The sequence below is a fragment of the Thauera linaloolentis 47Lol = DSM 12138 genome, assembly GCF_000310205.1.
In the GTDB taxonomy this organism is placed as follows: domain Bacteria; phylum Pseudomonadota; class Gammaproteobacteria; order Burkholderiales; family Rhodocyclaceae; genus Thauera; species Thauera linaloolentis.
On sequence record NZ_AMXE01000003.1, the window covers coordinates 1 to 17,805 of the forward strand.

18 protein-coding genes are annotated in these 17,805 nt (G+C 65.7%); 15 read left to right on the forward strand and 3 right to left on the reverse strand.

What is annotated here, in order from left to right; all coding sequences use genetic code 11:
- From C666_RS20285 to C666_RS01585, 9 genes are all read left to right on the forward strand, one after another.
- Positions 1-883, forward strand: an 883-nt coding sequence (locus tag C666_RS20285; protein WP_442478143.1) for a DNA polymerase III subunit gamma/tau C-terminal domain-containing protein, incomplete at its 5' end; no start/stop codon positions are given.
- A 57-nt stretch (positions 884-940) separates the two neighbouring features.
- Entirely contained in the window at positions 941-1,264 is a 324-nt protein-coding gene (locus C666_RS01550; RefSeq protein WP_004332903.1) for a YbaB/EbfC family nucleoid-associated protein, read from the forward strand.
- Positions 1,265-1,277: 13 nt separating this feature from the next.
- Positions 1,278-1,871 carry a recombination mediator RecR gene (gene recR / locus C666_RS01555; RefSeq protein WP_004332905.1) on the forward strand — a complete coding sequence of 198 codons (594 nt, stop codon included), beginning with the start codon at positions 1,278-1,280 and terminating at the stop codon, positions 1,869-1,871.
- A 182-nt stretch (positions 1,872-2,053) separates the two neighbouring features.
- A complete protein-coding gene (gene petA, locus C666_RS01560; RefSeq protein ID WP_004332907.1) occupies positions 2,054-2,647 on the forward strand; it encodes a ubiquinol-cytochrome c reductase iron-sulfur subunit in 594 nt (197 codons plus the stop codon).
- A gap of 3 nt (positions 2,648-2,650) precedes the next feature.
- Positions 2,651-3,919: a cytochrome b gene (locus C666_RS01565; protein WP_004332909.1), complete on the forward strand. Its 1,269-nt coding sequence runs from the start codon at positions 2,651-2,653 to the stop codon at positions 3,917-3,919.
- Positions 3,916-4,671, forward strand: a complete 756-nt coding sequence (locus tag C666_RS01570) for a cytochrome c1 (RefSeq protein WP_004332912.1) — start codon at positions 3,916-3,918, stop codon at positions 4,669-4,671. Before C666_RS01565 ends, C666_RS01570 begins: the two co-directional genes overlap by 4 nt.
- Positions 4,672-4,779: 108 nt before the next feature.
- Positions 4,780-5,376 carry a glutathione S-transferase N-terminal domain-containing protein gene (locus C666_RS01575; protein WP_004332914.1) on the forward strand — a complete coding sequence of 199 codons (597 nt, stop codon included), beginning with the start codon at positions 4,780-4,782 and terminating at the stop codon, positions 5,374-5,376.
- A gap of 60 nt (positions 5,377-5,436) precedes the next feature.
- Positions 5,437-5,925: a ClpXP protease specificity-enhancing factor gene (locus C666_RS01580; RefSeq protein WP_004332916.1), complete on the forward strand. Its 489-nt coding sequence runs from the start codon at positions 5,437-5,439 to the stop codon at positions 5,923-5,925.
- A gap of 9 nt (positions 5,926-5,934) precedes the next feature.
- Positions 5,935-6,423 (forward strand): hemerythrin domain-containing protein, encoded by a 489-nt coding sequence (locus C666_RS01585; RefSeq protein ID WP_004332918.1) that lies wholly within the window; start codon positions 5,935-5,937, stop codon positions 6,421-6,423.
- Between the two features lie 52 nt (positions 6,424-6,475).
- Here the strand turns inward: C666_RS01585 and C666_RS01590 are convergent, their stop codons facing one another.
- A complete protein-coding gene (locus C666_RS01590; protein ID WP_004332919.1) occupies positions 6,476-7,726 on the reverse strand; it encodes a D-amino acid dehydrogenase in 1,251 nt (416 codons plus the stop codon).
- 264 nt (positions 7,727-7,990) lie between these two features.
- Between C666_RS01590 and C666_RS01595 the strand changes: the two genes are divergently transcribed.
- Positions 7,991-8,992: a class 1 fructose-bisphosphatase gene (locus tag C666_RS01595; RefSeq protein WP_004332920.1), complete on the forward strand. Its 1,002-nt coding sequence runs from the start codon at positions 7,991-7,993 to the stop codon at positions 8,990-8,992.
- A gap of 9 nt (positions 8,993-9,001) precedes the next feature.
- Complete coding sequence (locus C666_RS01600; RefSeq protein ID WP_004332924.1) at positions 9,002-10,765, forward strand: autotransporter assembly complex protein TamA; 1,764 nt, start codon at positions 9,002-9,004, stop codon at positions 10,763-10,765.
- A 36-nt stretch (positions 10,766-10,801) separates the two neighbouring features.
- On the opposite strand, the gene C666_RS01605 is transcribed toward C666_RS01600, so the two are convergent.
- Both C666_RS01605 and C666_RS01610 read right to left on the reverse strand, forming a co-directional pair.
- Positions 10,802-11,443, reverse strand: a complete 642-nt coding sequence (locus C666_RS01605; protein ID WP_306415760.1) for a DUF938 domain-containing protein — start codon at positions 11,441-11,443, stop codon at positions 10,802-10,804.
- A 119-nt stretch (positions 11,444-11,562) separates the two neighbouring features.
- The gene (locus C666_RS01610) at positions 11,563-12,735 is read right to left on the reverse strand and encodes a glycoside hydrolase family 2 TIM barrel-domain containing protein (RefSeq protein WP_004332929.1); all 1,173 of its coding nucleotides are present in this window, start codon (positions 12,733-12,735) and stop codon (positions 11,563-11,565) included.
- Between the two features lie 445 nt (positions 12,736-13,180).
- Here C666_RS01610 and groES point away from each other — a divergent pair, with 445 nt between their 5' ends.
- From groES to C666_RS01630, 4 genes are all read left to right on the forward strand, one after another.
- Complete coding sequence (gene groES / locus C666_RS01615) at positions 13,181-13,471, forward strand: co-chaperone GroES (protein ID WP_004332931.1); 291 nt, start codon at positions 13,181-13,183, stop codon at positions 13,469-13,471.
- Between the two features lie 54 nt (positions 13,472-13,525).
- Positions 13,526-15,178, forward strand: a complete 1,653-nt coding sequence (gene groL / locus C666_RS01620; RefSeq protein ID WP_028792158.1) for a chaperonin GroEL — start codon at positions 13,526-13,528, stop codon at positions 15,176-15,178.
- A gap of 469 nt (positions 15,179-15,647) precedes the next feature.
- Positions 15,648-16,334, forward strand: a complete 687-nt coding sequence (locus tag C666_RS01625) for a response regulator transcription factor (protein WP_004332935.1) — start codon at positions 15,648-15,650, stop codon at positions 16,332-16,334.
- Positions 16,309-17,793, forward strand: coding sequence for a sensor histidine kinase (locus C666_RS01630; protein WP_004332936.1), 1,485 nt, complete (start codon positions 16,309-16,311; stop codon positions 17,791-17,793). The genes C666_RS01625 and C666_RS01630 overlap by 26 nt, the downstream gene beginning before the upstream one ends.
- Positions 17,794-17,805: the final 12 nt, after the last annotated feature.

Below are 17,805 nucleotides of genomic sequence, written 5' to 3' on the forward strand. Positions count from 1 at the left end.
CGAGCCGCCTGGCGGAGCGCATGCGGCAATCGCGCTGCGAGCGCCGGTTGCTGCGGGTGCCGCGCCTCCGCCGCGTACCGCCGCGCCCGCCGCAGTTTCCTCCGTCGGGAAGGGCGCTCCCGCCGTGGGGCGCGTGGCGGATGCCGCCGCCCGCCCCGGGGATGGCCCCGCACCCCGCGTAGTTGCGCAGGAATCCCCGCGGCCGGAGCCCGGTGCCGGTTCGGCTGCGGGGGGCGCTCACGGCGACCACGACGTGCCGCCATGGGAGGATCTGCCGCCGGAGGCCTACGCAGGGGATTACGCGGCTCCCGAGGCGATGCCGCCAGGGGCGGCGGTCGAGCCTGCCGTGCGCGGCCGCGCGGCGCCGAAGACGCTGCCGGGCGCCCCGGATACTCCTCCGGTGGAAGCAGAGGCAGGCGCGCAATCGCCGCGGCCTGCATCCGCTGTGTCGGCTGCGTCCGCACCCGGCGGCGCCAGCGGCGACATGCCTGCCCTGCTGGCCATGGGCGACTGGCGTGGCGCGATCCGCGCCCTCGAGCTCGGTGGCCTGGTCCGCGAGCTTGCCCAGCATTGCGAGTGGGTGGATTTCAACGGTGAGGAGCTGCGCCTGCGCTTGTCGAGCGCGCACCGTCACCTGCTCGACATGAACCGTGCCGCAGTGGAACGTCTGGAGGACATGCTCGGCAGTGCGACGGGGCGGGCGACCCGTGTCCGCATCGACGTCGGCGATATCGCGGGAGAAACCCCGGCCCAGCGCGACGAGATCGAGCGCCGGGCCCGCCATGCCGAGGCGGTCGCGGCGCTCGAGGCCGACCCCTTCGTGCGCGAGCTGATCGAACGTTTCGATGCGACGCTGGTCGAGAGCAGCGTAAAGCCGCTCTGAACCGCTACACGGCACATTCTTACATCCCCCCGATCAATTTTCAGTGGAGTGCGCAACATGATGAAAGGCGGAATCGCCGGCCTGATGAAACAGGCCCAGCAGATGCAGGAAAACATGAAGAAGATGCAGGACCAGCTCGCTTCGGTCGAGGTCGAGGGGCAGTCCGGCGCCGGGATGGTCAAGGTGCTGATGACCTGTAAATATGACGTGCGCCGCGTGTCGATCGACGATTCGGTGATGGACGACAAGGAAATGCTGGAGGATCTCGTCGCCGCCGCGCTCAATGACGCGGTGCGCAAGGTCGAGGCCACGACGCAGGAGAAGATGTCGGGCTTCACCGCCGGCCTGAACCTGCCGCCCGGCATCAAGCTGCCGTTCTGACGGAGGCGGGGCGGTGTCGCCTTCCAGCCTCGACGAGCTGATCGAGGCCCTGCGCTGCCTGCCCGGCGTCGGGCCGAAATCGGCTCAGCGCATGGCCTACCATCTACTGCAGCGCGACCAGCGTGGCGCAGGCCGGCTCGCCGGCGCACTTGCGCATGCGCTGGAGGTGCTGCGCCATTGCGAGCGCTGCAATACCTTCAGCGAGGACGCCGTTTGCCAGCGCTGCGCTAACCCGCGCCGCGACGCGTCTCTGTTGTGCGTGGTCGAGATGCCCGCCGATCTGGCCATGATCGAGCAGACGCAATCCTACAGCGGGCTCTATTATGTGCTGATGGGGCGCTTGTCGCCGCTCGATGGGATCGGGCCGCGCGAACTGAAGCTCGACAAGCTGATCGCGCGGGCAACGGATGGCAAGGTCGAGGAAGTCATTCTTGCCACCAACTTCACCAATGAAGGCGAAGCGACCGCCCACACCGTCGCCAGCCTGCTGATTGCACGGGGGCTGAAGGTCAGCCGCCTGTCACGGGGGGTGCCGGTCGGCGGCGAGCTCGAGCATACGGACACAGGAACGATTGCCCAGGCGCTGGTCGAACGGCGCTCGGTCTGAACGGCTTTTGCGCTGCAGCAGAAATGCTGCCTGCTGCGGCCTTTCGTCGCATCGACGCCACGCGGAAAGCCTTGTTCCGATTGGTGATCCGGCCTTTGAGCTTTCTCTGCTGCAGTGACTCCGCTATAATTCCGCAGTTATTTGTATCCGGGTCTTTCGTTTTCCTTTCAGGGAAGAGGGTCATGAGCGTTGATCAAAAGATGGACAGCGGCCGCCGCACCCTGCTGCTGGCGACGTCCGCCGCAGGCGGTGTCGCCGCTGTGGCAACAGCGGTGCCGTTCGTTGCCAGCCTGACGCCGTCCGAGCGTGCCAAGGCAGCCGGTGCGCCGGTCGAGGTGGATGTGGGCAAGCTCGCTCCGGGCGAGATGATGACGGTGGAGTGGCGCGGCAAGCCGGTGTGGATCCTGCGCCGCACGTCCGAGATGCTGGCGTCTCTCGACAAGACCGAGGACAAGGTCAGCGATCCCGCGTCCGACAAGCCGATGCAGCCGGACTATGCCAAGAACAAGCACCGCTCGATCAACCCTGAGTACCTGGTCGCGGTCGGCATCTGTACCCACCTGGGCTGTTCCCCGTCCGAGAAATTCAAGATGGGCGCCGAGAGCGGCATGGGCGCGGACTGGCCCGGCGGCTTCCTCTGCCCCTGCCATGGTTCGATCTTCGATCTCGCCGGCCGCGTGTTCAGCAGCATGCCAGCGCCGGACAACCTCGAAATTCCGCCGCACCACTATCTCGCGGATACCACCATTCTTGTTGGCGAAGACGGGAAGGCATAAGCGATGACGACCAAATCCCAGGCTGTGCTGAACTGGATCGACGAGCGTTTTCCGCTGACGTCATCCATCAAGGGGCATCTCACCGAATACTACGCCCCGAAGAACTTCAACTTCTGGTACTTCTTCGGCTCGCTGGCGCTGATGGTGCTGGTGATCCAGATCCTGACCGGCATCTTCCTGGTCATGCACTACAAGCCGGATGCGTCGCTGAACGCCGCCGGCGTGCCGGTAGCCTTCGCCAGCGTCGAGTACATCATGCGCGAAGTGCCGGGCGGCTGGCTGATCCGCTACCTGCACTCGACCGGTGCCTCGGCGTTCTTCATCGTCGTGTACCTGCACATGTTCCGCGGCCTGCTGTACGGCTCCTACCGCAAGCCGCGCGAACTGATCTGGATCTTCGGCACGCTGATCTTCCTGGTGCTGATGGCCGAGGCCTTCATGGGCTACCTGCTGCCGTGGGGCCAGATGTCGTTCTGGGGCGCACAGGTCATCGTCAACCTGTTCTCGGCGATCCCGGTGATCGGTCCCGACCTGTCGCTGGTCATCCGCGGCGACTTCGTGGTGTCCGATGCCACGCTGAACCGCTTCTTCTCCTTCCACGTCATCGCCGTGCCGCTGGTGCTGATCGGCCTCGTCGCCGCGCACATCATCGCGCTGCACGAAGTCGGTTCCAACAACCCCGACGGCGTGGAAATCAAGAAGAAAAAGGATGCCAACGGCATTCCGCTCGACGGCATCCCCTTCCACCCGTACTACACGGTGAAGGACATCGTCGGCGTCGTCGCCTTCCTGTTCTTCTTCAGCGCGGTGGTGTTCTTCGCGCCTGAAGGCGGCGGCTACTTCCTGGAGTTCAACAACTTCATCCCGGCCGACCCGCTGAAGACGCCGCCGCACATCGCGCCGGTGTGGTACTTCACGCCCTTCTACTCGATCCTGCGTGCGGTCACCTACCCGCTGTTCGGCCTCGACGCCAAGTTCTGGGGCGTGGTGGCGATGGGCGCGTCGGTGGTGATCATCGCCTTCCTGCCCTGGCTGGACCGCAGCCCGGTGAAGTCGATCCGCTACAAGGGGCCGATCTTCAAGATCGCCGTGGCCATCTTCGTCGTCTGCTTCTTCATCCTGGGCTACCTGGGCGTGCTGCCCCCGACCCCGGGGCGTACGCTGGTGTCGCAGATCTGCTCGGTGCTGTACTTCGCGTTCTTCCTGCTGATGCCGTGGTACAGCAAGCTCGACAAGTGCAAGGCCGAACCGGAAAGGGTGAACTTCAAATGAAAATGCGCGTGATCAATCTCATCAAGCGTGCGGCGGCCGTGTTGCTGTTCGCCCCGGCGCTTGCGCTGGCGGCCGATGCCTCGGTGAATCTCGACAAGGCGCCGGTGAGCACGGAGCCGGCTGCACTGCAGCATGGCGCCAAACTGTTCGTCAATTACTGTTTGAACTGTCACGGCGCATCCTACGTGCGCTACAACCAGCTGGAGAACATCGGCCTGTCCGAGCAGATGATTCGCGACAACCTGCTGTTCACCGGCGAGAAGGTCGGCGACCTGATGAAGATCGCGATGCAGCGCGAGGACGGCAAGGCATGGTTCGGCGCCGCGCCGCCCGACCTGTCGGTGATCGCTCGTTCGCGTGCCTCCGGCGATGGCAGCGGCGCGGACTGGCTGTACACCTACCTGCGCCAGTTCTACCGTGATACCGAGCGTCCCACGGGCTGGAACAACGTGATCTTCGAGAACGTCGGCATGCCGCACGTGCTGTGGGAGCTGCAGGGCGAGCAGGTGGCCAAGGTCACCCAGAACGCAAACGGCTCCAAGCATGTCGAACTGTCGCTCGCCAAGCCCGGTAAGCTGTCGGTGGAGGAGTATGACAAGGCCGTCGCCGACCTGGTCTCCTTCCTCGTGTGGATGGGCGAGCCCGTGGCCGAGAAACGCAAGGCGATCGGTACTGTCGTACTGATTTTCTTGGCAGGCTTCTTCGTGCTGGCCTATGCGCTGAAAAAGAACTACTGGAAGGACATTCATTGATCGAAATCGCGACCGGCCGCCAGGCCTGTTGACGCAGTCCTACCCCAGACGCACCGCGCGGTTTCGCGCGGTGCGCTTTTGCTTTTGTATCCCCGGAGTGGCAACACCATGATGAATCTGTATTCCGGCACGACCGATCCTTTCAGCCACCGCTGCCGGATCGTCCTGTTCGAGAAGGGCATGGACTTCGAAGTCATCGACGTCGATCTCTACAACAAGCCCGAAGACATCGCTGTCATCAATCCCTACAACCGCGTGCCGGTGCTGGTAGACCGCGATCTCGTGCTATACGAGTCGAACATCATCAATGAATACATCGACGAGCGCTTCCCGCATCCGCAACTGATGCCGCCCGACCCGATCATGCGCGCCCGCGCGCGGCAGTTGCTGCATACCTTCGAGAACGAACTGTTCTCGCACCTCGAGGCGCTCGAGGCCAACCAGAAGGGTGTGGACAAGATCCGCGGCCATGTCCGCGACCAACTGACCCAGCTGGCGCCGATCTTCACCAAGCAGAAGTTCATGCTGGGCGACGAGTTTTCGATGCTGGATGTGGCCATCGCGCCGCTGCTGTGGCGCCTTGAGCACTACGGCATCGAACTGCCCAAGGCTGCGGCGCCGCTCATGAAGTACGCCGAGCGCATCTTCAGCCGCCAGGGCTTCATCGACGCCCTGACGCCTTCCGAGAAGGTGATGCGCCGCTGATTGTCGTCCAACCCGCGATGCCCGCGCGCCCGGCGTGCGGCATCGCCTGATGGAAACCCCATGAGCACCGTATCGACCAAGCCTTACCTGTTGCGCGCCATCTGGGAATGGTGTGTCGACCAGGGATTCACGCCTTATCTCGCCGCCCTGGTGGACGAGCAGACGCGCGTGCCGCCCGGTTATGCCCGCGATGGCCAGATTGTGCTCAATCTGTCGTCCGAGGCTACCGGCCATCTGCAGATGGCCAATGATTTCATCACCTTTCAGGCCCGCTTCGGCGGCGTAGCGCATTCGCTGGCCATTCCGGTCGTCAATGTGATCGCGATCTACGCGCGCGAGAACGGGCAAGGCATGGCCTTCGAGCCCGAGTTCGAGGATGAGGACGAAGCTGACGGGCTCGCGTCCGTCCCGCAGGACGAGGGTGGCGAAGGTCCGGTGGCCGTGGAGGAGATGGGGGATGCGGCGGCCAAGGTCCGCGAGGAAGCTGCGAAATCGGCCGACGACGCGCCGCGCCGCCCGCGTCCGTCCCACCTGACCGTCGTCAAATAAGGAGTTCCCATGCCGAGCCTGGATTGGAACGAGCAGCTCGAGAATGGCCTTGCACGGATGGACGACACGCATCGCGAGTTCGTCGAGCTTTACAACGTGGTCGCCGCTGCCGCGCCGGAGGATTTCCTGGCCGCCTACGATGCTTTCGTGGCGCATACCGAAGCGCACTTCGCCCAGGAAAACCGCTGGATGGAGGCGGTGGATTTCCCCGGCTGCCATCGTGCCGAACATGAACGCGTACTGGCTGTTCTGCACGACATCCGCAAGCGTGTGGCCAATGGCGACATGTTCTTCGCCAAGCGGCTGATCCAGGAACTGCCTGCGTGGTTCGAGAACCACACCAATGGCATGGATGCGGCGTTGGCCTTCCATCTCAATAGCGTCGGCTACGACGTGGAGACGGCGTGTTTCGCTCCGGGCGGGGAGGACGATGCGAAGTCGTCCGCCGGCTGTGCCTGTGCCACGCTGACGGCCGACAACAAGGCTGCGTGCGCCTGAGCGAAAGCGCGCCGGCCCTCTGCTGTCCCCGAAGCGGCCGGCTACGGAAACTTCAGCGGAAAGGGTAGGCGATCGGGGGCCATTCGCCGCGCATCAATTGCACGAGTGCGGCCGCCGAACCGCAGGCAAGCGTCCAGCCCAGCGTGCCATGGCCGGTGTTGAGCCACAGCTTCGGGCAGGGTCCCTTGCCGATCAAGGGCAGATTGCCCGGTGTCGCGGGGCGCAGTCCGGCCCAGGGAGTGATCCGGGTCTCGTCGATCACGCCGGGAAAGTTCTGCCTTGCCCATTCCTCCAGGGGGCGGATGCGTTCCGGCCTCACCCGGGTGTCGAAGCCATTCAATTCCGCTGTGCCCGCAACGCGCAGGCGGTTGCCCAGGCGCGAGCACACGATGCGCCGGGACTCGTCGGTGAGGCTGACTTCCGGGGCCCTGGCGGGCTCTGTGAGCGGGGCGGTGATGGAGTAGCCCTTTACCGGGTAGATCGGCAGGCGCATGCCGAGCGGGGCGAGCAGCCGCGGGCTGTAACTGCCCAGGCAGACGACATACGCGTCGGCGCTCAGTACGCCTTTGCGGCCAGCCGCATCCGCGATGTCGACACCATCGATCCGCCCGTTGCGATGATTCAAGTGCAGTATCCGGGTGTTCCAGTAAAGCCGCGCGCCTGCCTGCCCCAGCCGCTCCGCCAGCGCCTGGGTGAAGAGATGCGCATTGCCTGATTCATCTCCGGGCGCATACATGCCCCCGGCGAGGTGGCCGTGCCGGAAGCCCAGCGCCGGCTCGATCTCGACGCAATCCGCTGCCGAGCAAACACGGGCCTCGATGCCGAAGTGTGCCAGTTCCGCCGCACGGCGCGTGGCATGCCTGAATTCCCGCGTACTGTTGAACAGGTGCAGGATGCCGCGGGTGCGCTGTTCGTATTCCAGCCCGGTCGTGTCCCGCAGTTCTGCCAGGCAGTGTCCGCTCCAGACGGCGAGGGCAGCGATGGCGGCGGTGTTGTGGCGGGTACGCCAGGGCAGGCATTCGCGCAGGAAGGCGATCACCCAGCGCCATTGGGCCGGATCGCGTGCCGGGTGAAGCTTGAGCGGCGCATCCGTGCGCCCCAGCCAGCGCAAGGCCAGCCAGGGCGCCGAGGGATTGGCCCAGGGCTCTGGATGGCTGATGGAAATCTGGCCGCCGTTGGCGAAGCTCGTTTCGAGGCCGGCGCCCGGCTGGCGGTCGATGAGGCTGACTTCGAACCCCGCCTGCCGCAGATACCAGGCGGTCGTGACGCCGGTGACGCCGGCGCCGAGAACCATGACATGCATAAAGTGGGGACAGGTTGAGAGACGGCTGTACGAGTCGGGCTTCGAAGGTGAGGTTCCCGCCGCGGCCGAGGGGCGATCATAGCCGTCCGATGCGCCCGATGAAACCGTTCGAGACAATTTCCTGTCTTCAGGCCGTTCCAGGGCGGGAGGAAAGCTCCTGGGGGGAGGCGGCTGTCACGCGGTGGCCATTTTGCCGTGCGCGGAACGCGAGGAACCGGGATAATTCGCTGCTGTCAGCATTCATCGCATTCACGGAGTCCCCTCATGCGTCGCGTCACCCTCACCCAGTTCCTGATCGAGCAGCAGCGTGCCGGTCGCATTACCGCCGACCTGCGTCTGTTGATCGAGGTCGTCGCCCGGGCAGTCAAGGCCATCAGCGTCAATGTCTCCAAGGGAGCGCTCGCCGGCGTGCTGGGTGAGGCCGGCACCGACAATGTGCAGGGCGAGGCGCAGAAGAAGCTCGATGTCATCGCCAACGAGATCCTGCTGCAGGCCAACGAGTGGGGCGGCCACCTTGCGGCGATGGCCTCGGAGGAAGTCGAGACCGTTCACCAGATTCCTTTCGACTATCCCACCGGCGGTTTCCTGCTGCTGTTCGATCCGCTGGATGGTTCGTCGAACATCGACGTCAACATTTCGGTGGGCACGATCTTCTCGGTGCTGCGCATGCCGCCGGGCGGAGAACGCCCGACCGAAGAGAGCTTCATGCAGCCCGGACGCGAACAGGTGGCGGCGGGCTATGCGGTCTATGGCCCGGCGACCCAGCTCGTGCTGACGGTCGGCCACGGCGTGCATGCATTCACGCTCGACCGTGAGATGGGCAGTTTCATCTATACCCAACCCTTCATGACGATTCCCGAGGAAACACGGGAGTTCGCCATCAACGCCTCGAATGCGCGCTTCTGGGAAGCGCCGGTACAGCGCTACATCGGCGAACTGCAGCAGGGGGCGGCGGGGCCGCGCGGCGTGGATTTCAACATGCGTTGGGTGGCGTCGATGGTGTCCGACGTGCACCGCATCCTGACCCGCGGCGGCATCTTCATGTATCCGCTCGACGAAAAGTGCCGCGACAAGGGCGGCAAGCTGCGCCTGATGTACGAGGCGAATCCGATGGCGATGCTCGTCGAGCAGGCCGGCGGCGCGGCGACGACCGGACGCGAACGCATCCTCGACGTCCAGCCGCGGGCGCTCCATCAGCGCGTGCCGGTCATCCTCGGCTCGAAGGCCGAGGTCGAGCGCGTCACCGCATACCATCGAGAGGATTGATCGCGGCGCATGGGGGTTCGCAAGGGCTTCGTATCGCTGTTGCTGGGTGCGGCGCTGCAAGCGGCCCTGCCCGCTTCTGCACAGCAGGCGCTGGACGTGGCGCTGGAGGCGCCGGACGAGGTGCGTCCCTTGCTCGAACGCCATGTGCGCTTGCTGCGCAGTGACGAACTCGCGCTGCCCGAGGCCGCGCCCGATCGCAGCGCGATGGTGCGCCGCACGCGGCGCGAGGTGGAGCAACTGCTCGCCACCGAGGGCTATTTTTCGCCGGTGATCGGCATCGATCGCAGCGAAGCCGGGCGCTGGCTGCTGAAAGTCGAGCCGGGGCCGCGTGCGCGAGTCGAGCAGGTGTCGATCGCCTTCGAAGGAGAGGTGGCGCTGGCGCGGGAGGATGGTGGGCAGCAGGAGCAGGGCGGGGCGGTCTACCTCGACGCGTTGCGTGCCCGTTGGAGCCTGCCGGCGGGTGCGCCTTTCCGCCAGGCGGATTGGGATGCGGCCAAGCAGGCCTTGCTCGATGCCATTGCCGCGCGGCGCTATGCGGCCGCACGCATCGTTGCCAGCCGTGCCGAGGTCGATCCGGAGGCGGCGTCGGTGCGCTTGAGCATCACGCTCGACAGCGGCCCGGCCTTCTACCTGGGGAAACTCGAGGTCAGCGGCCTGCAGGAACTGCCCGCCGATCTGGTACAGCGCTACAGCCGCCTGAAGGCCGGGGCGCCGTATGATCGCGAGGAATTGCTGGCGTTCCAGACGGGCTTGCAGAACACCCCGCATTTTGCCTCTGTGATCGTGGATATCGACCGCGATCCGGCCCTGGCCGCTGCCGTCCCGGTGCGGGTTCAGGTGGCCGAGGCGCGGCCCAGGTACATCGGCTTCGGTGCGGGCGTTTCAAGCAACACCGGCTTTCGCGTCGAAGCCACTTATCGCGATGCCAATCTGCTGCGCCGTGGCTGGGAATTGTCTACGGGCCTGCGCCTCGAGCAGCGCCGCCAGTCTGCTTATGCCGATGTTTTCCTGCCGCCATCGGGGCGCCATCGGGACAGTTTCGGTGCCCTCGTCGATCGCAGCGATCTCGAAGGCCTCCGGATCGAGTCCCAGGCGGTCGGGGTGGCGCGCACCACGGTGCGCGGCGACATCGAGACCCAGCTCGCACTGCGCCTGCAGCATGAACGCATGCGGCCCGATGGCGCCCAAGCAAGTTCGCAGAACACGCTGACCGTCAACTGGACCTGGATCCAGCGCGCGGTCGACGATCTGCTCGACCCCACGCACGGCCACGTGCTCGAATTTCAGCTTGGCGGCGGTGCGGCGGTTGCGCTCGCCGACCGCGATTTCGTTCGTGTGTATGGGCGTGCCGTACGCTACCAGCCCGTGGGCGAACGCGACGTCTTCATCCTGCGTGGTGAGGCCGGCGTGACCCTGGCCGATTCGCGCGAGGGCATTCCGCAGGATTTCCTGTTCCGGACGGGCGGTGCGCAGTCGGTACGCGGCTATGCCTACCAGAGCCTGGGGGTCAGCGAGGGAGAGGCGACCGTCGGTGGGCGCTACCTCGGCACGATGAGTGCGGAGTACGTGCGCTGGTTCCGGCCGCAGTGGGGGGCGGCCGTGTTCGTCGATGCCGGGGATGCGGCCGACACGCGCGAGGATTTCGACCTGCACGCGGGATATGGCGTCGGCGCACGCTGGCGCAGCCCGGCCGGGCCGTTGGCGATCGACCTTGCCTGGGGGCACGAGGAGCGCAAGCTGCGGCTGCACTTCGGGGTGGCGATCGCTTTCTGAGCGCCGGCGTACGAAGCGGCAATCGTCCTGGAGCGGTCAGGCGCGGCGCCGGAACACGAGGCTGAGGTTGTTGGCAGGCATCTCGACGAGTTCGTCCAGCCGTAAACCATGTCTGCAGGCTTCGGCCTCCACGGCCTCCAGGTCGCGGACGCCGAAACGGGGGTCGATGCTGCGCAGCCATTCGTCGAAAGCGGCGTTGGACGCCGCAGTGTGTGCGTTGCCGCGGCGGTAGGGGCCATAGCAATACACGACGCCGTCGTCCGGCAGGATGCGGGCCGCGCCGCGGAACAGCGCCGCTGTGCTCGACCACGGGGAATAGTGCAGCACGTTGATTGCCACCACGGCGTCAGCGTGCTGGAGCGGCCAGGTTTCGTCGTGCAGTTCGAGTTCGAGCGGCAAGGCGATGTTGGACAGGCCGGCGTGCGAGATCCAGGCCGTGATCGAGCCGATCGCGCCGCGGTCGCCGTCGGTCGGTTGCCAGCGAAGTCCCGGAATGTGCGTGCAGAAATGCACGGCATGTTCTCCGGTTCCACTGCCGACCTCCAGTACTGTGGCCGTATCCGGCAGCACCCGCCGCAAGACTTCCAGGATGTACCCGCGGTTCCGTTCGGTGGAAGGAGAGAAGAGGCGTCGATCGTCGGACATGGGAAAGGGGGGCGGGCTGAATCGTCGGCACATTGTGTCATGCAGCGTCGAGTTTTCCGGCGCTCATCATCCTTGGCTGCGTACCTGGCGGAGTGCTTGGCCATGGTGCTGTCCGCTGCCTGTGGAGGGGGGTGTTCAGCCCGCGCTTGCGGTCAGCGGACCCTGAAGGGCAGATTGGCAGTCGCTGCCTTGCCGTTCCGGTCGCGTATGGTGATGAACAGGCGGTAGGCACCCGGCGCGGCCGGCGCCACGAAGCGCACGGTGGCCGCGTCCGCCTGCCGCACTCGGACCTCGGTGCGGGGCGGAGGCGCCTCGGCGTCGCCGCCCTTGCGCAAATCAGTGGCTTCGGCGAGGACCGTCCATTCGGTCGTCAGCGCCGAGCCATCATGAGCGACGGCGTCGACGCCCGCGGAAATTTCCACGCCAGGGGCGAATTCGTCCGCGCCGATGCCGATGCCGCGGATTTCCGGTGCGGGCTTCGCCACCGGCCGCCCCCAGGCCGCGGCGAGCGCGTCGGTCATCGCGGTCTCGCTGCCGTCGGTGAGCAGCAGGCCGTGCCAGGTCGCAGTCTGTTCCTGCTTGGCGCCCCACAGGAAGGGGAAGGCGCCGCGGATCTGCGGCTGATCCTTCAGAAAAGAGAGGGCTTCGGTGAAGAAGCGCGCCTTCTCGGTGCTGGTGAGTTCCACCGGCGCGCCCCAGGGCTTGCGCCCTGCCTGCCATTGGCCGAGCGGACCGAGCTCGGCGACCACCACCGGCTTGGCGATGCCCGCCGCGAGCAGGCGCTGCGGCAGGTCGAACACCGCGCCGGCATAGACGTTGATGCCGAGCAGGTCGACATTGGGGCAGCAGCCGGCCAGCGTGCGAAAGGCGTCCATCCCGGTGTCGGCGACCACCATCAGGGTCGGGTGCGCGGGGTCGAGGCGCTTCACCAGGCCGGCGAGGCGATCGAGCTCGCGCCACAGTGGCAGTGGATCGGCGACGCCGGTCTCGATCTCGTTGCCCACACCCCAGGCGAGGAGCGCCGGGTGGTTGCGGTGGCGGACGACGAAGTCGAGCACGGCTTCTTCCTGTGCGCGCACCGCGGCGGCGTCAGTGTAGTCGAAACCGTGACGTGGATGTTCCAGCCACAACCCCATCACCACCTTCATGCCCAGCCGCTCCGCCTCGTCCAGCACCCAGGCGTCGTTGGCGCGATAGACGCGCACGACCTTGGCGCCGGCTTTGGCCAAGCGTTCGAGGTTGGCGCGGTCGCCTTCGAAGGCTGCGCCCTGCCAGGTTTCGCTCGCCGTAGCTGCAATGGCGCCGAGCAGCACGAGCGCGGCCATGAGCAAGCGGAGAACGGGGCGGAGGAGGGGAGTGGACATGAAGATGGCGCCGAGAGACGGAGCGAAAGTGCCGTTGCAGGGACCATTGTGCCCCCAAACCATCCTGTCGTTGGGCGTAGGGCCGGTAGCCGGCGCGGTCCACGTTTGGCATCTCTTGCGTGCGGGGCGTGCAGAGGCGGCCGGCGGCGGCCGGGAAAACTCACGATTCAGTGGTGCTCGACGAGAATGCCGTATGAATCAAACCCTCCAGGCGTGTCGATATTCACGCCCGCCGCACTTGAAATCCCCGGACCCCGTCCCTATTATTAGCACTCGTTGGCAGTGAGTGCTAACAAGCTTCGGGCAACGGCGAAGTCGCCGCGCCCTGGGGCCACTGCGAATTTTCTGCGGGCTGGCCCGCAACCAAGCAACCCAAACAGTTGAACCGTAGATAGGAGAGAACTCGATGAAGATTCGTCCCCTGCACGATCGCGTGATCGTCAAGCGTCTGGAAGCCGAACGCAAGACCGCCAGCGGCATCGTGATCCCAGACAGCGCAGGCGAAAAGCCCGATCAGGGCGAAGTCCTGGCAGTCGGTAACGGCAAGATCCTCGATGACGGCAATGTGCGTCCGATGGCCGTCAAGGTGGGCGACAAGGTCCTGTTCGGCAAGTATGCCGGCCAGGCCGTCAAGGTCGAAGGCGAAGAGCTCCTCGTGATGCGCGAGGAAGACATCATGGGCGTGGTCGAGGGCTGAGCCTTCTCCCGTATCCCTGAAGCGCTAACCTGAATAAATTCTGGAGTTCTAAGAATGGCAGCTAAAGAAGTCAAGTTTGGTGATTCCGCCCGTGAACGCATGGTCGCCGGTATCAACATTCTCGCCAACGCGGTCAAGGTGACCCTGGGCCCGAAGGGCCGCAACGTGGTCCTGGAGCGTTCGTTCGGCGCCCCCACGGTGACCAAGGACGGCGTGTCCGTGGCCAAGGAAATCGAACTGAAGGACAAGTTCGAGAACATGGGCGCGCAGATGGTCAAGGAAGTGGCTTCCAAGACCTCGGACATCGCCGGTGACGGCACCACCACCGCCACCGTGCTGGCCCAGTCGATCGTGCGTGAAGGCATGAAGTTCGTCGCCGCCGGCATGAACCCGATGGACCTGAAGCGCGGCATCGACAAGGCCGTCGCCGCCACCATCGAAGAGCTCAAGAAGCTGTCCAAGCCGTGCTCGACCAACAAGGAAATCGCCCAGGTCGGTTCGATCTCGGCCAACTCCGACAGCGACATCGGCGACATCATCGCCAATGCGATGGACAAGGTCGGCAAGGAAGGCGTGATCACCGTCGAAGACGGCAAGTCGCTGAACAACGAACTCGACGTCGTCGAAGGCATGCAGTTCGACCGCGGCTACCTGTCGCCGTACTTCATCAACAACCCGGACAAGCAGGTCGCGATCCTCGACAACCCGTTCGTTCTGCTGTTCGACAAGAAGATCTCCAACATCCGCGATCTGCTGCCGGTGCTGGAGCAAGTCGCCAAGGCCGGCCGTCCGCTGCTGATCATCGCCGAGGACGTCGAGGGCGAAGCGCTCGCCACCCTGGTGGTGAACAACATCCGTGGCATCCTGAAGACCTGCGCCGTCAAGGCCCCGGGCTTCGGCGACCGCCGCAAGGCCATGCTGGAAGACATCGCCATCCTGACCGGCGGCCAGGTGATCGCCGAAGAAGTCGGCCTGACGCTGGAAAAGGCCACGCTGGAAGATCTGGGCCAGGCCAAGCGCATCGAAGTGGGCAAGGAAAACACGATCATCATCGATGGTGCCGGCGAAGCCGAGCGCATCGAAGCCCGCGTCAAGCAGATCCGCGTGCAGATCGAGGAAGCGACCTCCGACTACGACCGCGAGAAGCTGCAGGAACGCGTGGCCAAGCTGGCCGGCGGTGTCGCAGTGATCAAGGTCGGTGCCGCGACCGAAGTCGAAATGAAGGAGAAGAAGGCCCGTGTCGAGGATGCCCTGCACGCCACCCGCGCTGCAGTGGAAGAAGGCATCGTCCCGGGCGGCGGCGTCGCGCTGCTGCGTGCCCGCGCCAACCTGAACGGCCTGAAGGGCGACAACCACGACCAGGACGCCGGCATCAAGATCGTGCTGCGCGCGATGGAGCAGCCGCTGCGCGAAATCGTCGCCAACGCTGGCGACGAGCCGAGCGTGGTGGTGAACAAGGTCGTCGAAGGTTCGGGCAACTACGGCTTCAACGCGGCCACCGGCGAGTACGGCGACATGGTCGAGATGGGCGTGCTGGATCCGACCAAGGTGACCCGTACCGCGCTGCAGAATGCCGCTTCGGTCGCCGGCCTGATGCTCACCACCGACTGCATGGTCGGTGAACTGGCTGAAGACAAGCCGGTTGGCGGCATGCCCGACATGGGCGGAATGGGTGGTATGGGCGGCATGGGTGGCATGGGCATGTGATGCCTTGCCGGCAGGCCCCGCTTGGGCGGGGCTTGCGGCCCGTCGTTCAGCGAAGGCCCCGCGCAAGCGGGGCCTTCGTCGTATGGGGTCTGTCCGCCGCTGTCGGCGCATGGCGCGAGAGGCCAGGGCGGCGTTGCCGATCTGGCTGGAAACCGTGGGATAATTGGACGCTTCCACCGCATCGGTGGCGCTTGCCTGTTGCCAGGGCGAGTGCGGGGAGGCGGGAGCACGGCGGGCCGGGCGCGGAGCCCGGGGGGCGAGACAGAACCGGGGCCTGGGTGGAACACAGGGCCAGGGTGTTCTCGTCCCGGCTAAAAATCGGTAGGGAGCGACGACCGGATGTATCCGGGCCGCTCCCTGAAGCGCGTGCCGGCAAAGGGCCGATGCGCTTCCGATGACCGAGCAAAAGGAGAACAGCGGAGCCGATGCTAGGCGCATCCGCTTACACGTAACTTACATCCGGAATTTCATGCGCATCCTCCTGGCAGAAGATGATCCCGTGATCGCCGATGGCATCGGCCGTGCCCTCAAGCGCAATGGATATGCCGTGGATCACGTCGATAACGGCGCCGATGCCGACGCGGCCCTGGCCTCCCAGCCCTATGATCTGCTCATTCTCGACCTCGGCATGCCGCGGCTGGGGGGGATCGAGGTGCTCAAGCGCCTGCGGGCGAGGAAGTCGGCGCTGCCGGTACTGATCCTGACTGCGCAGGACGGCGTCGATGACCGTGTCCGAGGCCTCGATGCGGGCGCGGACGACTACATGACGAAGCCGTTCGCCTTGCCGGAGCTGGAGGCGCGCGTGCGCGCGCTGACGCGCCGTGGTACGGGGCAGGCTCGTTGTCTCGAGCTGGGGCGCCTGTCCTACGACCAGGCCGATCGCGTGGTCAAGGTCGATGGGCAGGTACTCGAACTGTCGGCGCGCGAGATCGGCCTGCTGGAGGTCTTCCTGCTGCGTGTGGGGCGGCTGGTGAGCAAGGACCAGCTGGTGGACCATCTTTGTGGCTGGGGGGAAGAGGTCTCCAGCAACGCCATCGAGGTCTATGTGCACCGTCTGCGCAAGAAGCTGGAGGATAGCGGTGTGCGCATCGTGACGGTTCGCGGGCTGGGGTATTGCCTGGAGAACTCGGATGCGGCGCCGGCGACGAAGGCCTGACAAGGCGGCATCGGGCTCGAAGCGTGCGGGGCCGCCGAATTCGCTGTTCGGCGAGATCCTCGACTGGCTGCTCGCGCCCTTGCTGTTCCTGTGGCCGATTTCGATCATCATCACGCATAACGTCGCCGACAACATCGCCAACCAGCCCTATGACCTTGCACTGGCAGACGGCGTCCGTACGCTGTCCCGCATGGTCGTGCTGGAGGACGGGAAGCCGGCCGTGCGTTTTCCGGCGCCGCCGCGTGCCTTGTTCCGCGCGGATCAGGATGATGTGCTGTACTTCCAGGTGGCTGACGAGCACGGCGTAGTCATTACCGGCGATCCGGACATCCCGAGGCCGCTGGGGCCGGTCAGCCTGGCGGGTGAGGACGTGCTGTTCCGCGACGAGACCATCCATGGCGAGGAAACGCGGATCGCCTATCGAATGCTGCGTCCGGGCGAAGGCGAGGGTTCGCCGCTGGTACTGGTGCAGGTGGCGGAAACGCGCAACAAGCGCGGCGACCTCGCCTCGCGCGTGGTGACAGGCGTGCTGCTGCCGCAGTTCGCCATCATCCCGTTGGCCGTGGTGCTCGTCTGGGTCGGACTGTCGCGCGGCATCACGCCACTCAACCGGCTGCAGAGCCTGATTCGCCGGCGGCGCCCGACCGATCTCTCGCCCGTCCAGCCGGCGAGCGTGCCGGAGGAGGTGCGGCCGCTGATCGTCGCCTTCAACGACATGATGGCGCGCCTGGAGGAAAATCTGCAGGCCCAGCAGCGCTTCATCGCCGATGCGGCCCACCAGATGCGCACGCCATTGACCGGGCTGAAAATGCAGACCGACTTGGCCTTGCATGAGACCGACCCCGAGCAGTTGCGCCTGTCGCTGGCCCACATCGCCGAGAGTACCGATCGCGCGGCCCACCTCATCAACCAGTTGCTGTCGCTGGCCCGTGCCGAGGCGAGTTTCGAGAAGCTGTATGCGGTCGAGCCGGTGAACCTGGGCACGGTCGTGCGGGAAGTGGCGCTGGAGCTGTTCCCGCGTGCGCAGGCGAAGGATATCGATCTCGGCGCGGAAGGAAGCGATGGAGAGCTGCGCGTCGAGGGCAATCCGGTGCTGCTGCGTGAAATGGTCAAGAATCTGGTGGACAACGCGATCAAGTACACGCCGCGCGGCGGGCACGTGACGGTGCGGACGCGCTTTGCGGGGTCGCCCATCCTGGAAGTCGAGGATACCGGGCCGGGTATCCCCGAGGCTGATCGGGAGCGTGTGTTCGAACGCTTCTATCGCGTGCTGGGCAGCGGCGCTGACGGTTCTGGCCTGGGGCTGCCAATCGTGCGCGAGATTGGCGAGCTCCATCGCGCCACCGTGACGCTGGATGCCAACCCGGCGGGGCAGGGCACGCTCGCGCGGGTCGTCTTCCCGCGCAGCCATCTGCAGGCGCCCCCTCCCGTGCACGGAGACGTCTATCCGCTGGGGTGAGCGCCTGTTCGA